This is a genomic window from Janthinobacterium sp. BHSEK, from assembly GCF_056174685.1.
Genome location: NZ_JBWBYV010000245.1, coordinates 1 through 481 on the forward strand (window position 1 = coordinate 1; position 481 = coordinate 481).

Here is a 481-nt window from a genome sequence, read left to right on the forward strand (position 1 = left end):
TGGTGGAGGATGACGGGATCGAACCGACGACCCCCTGCTTGCAAAGCAGGTGCTCTCCCAGCTGAGCTAATCCCCCTAGGGTATTTCCAGACTACAGAAACTGGTAGGGCTGGTTGGACTCGAACCAACGACCCCCGCGTTATCAACACGGTGCTCTAACCAGCTGAGCTACAGCCCCAAATGCTGTTCTTCTTTATTAACAGCCGATAAGTGTGAACATTTGATGCGTGAACCATTTACATGATTCGTGCAAACTCTAGAAAGGAGGTGATCCAGCCGCACCTTCCGATACGGCTACCTTGTTACGACTTCACCCCAGTCACGAATCCTACCGTGGTAAGCGCCCTCCTTGCGGTTAAGCTACCTACTTCTGGTAAAACCCGCTCCCATGGTGTGACGGGCGGTGTGTACAAGACCCGGGAACGTATTCACCGCGACATGCTGATCCGCGATTACTAGCGATTCCAACTTCATGCAGTCG

Annotated in this window: 2 tRNA genes and 1 rRNA gene; all 3 read right to left on the minus strand. The window is 53.0% G+C overall.

What is annotated here, in order from left to right:
- Positions 1 to 76, minus strand: a tRNA-Ala gene (locus AC0V2Y_RS28770).
- Positions 77 to 101: 25 nt separating this feature from the next.
- Positions 102 to 178 (minus strand) — tRNA-Ile (locus tag AC0V2Y_RS28775).
- An 82-nt stretch (positions 179 to 260) separates the two neighbouring features.
- Positions 261 to 481 (minus strand): 16S ribosomal RNA (locus AC0V2Y_RS28780); the annotation flags it as partial.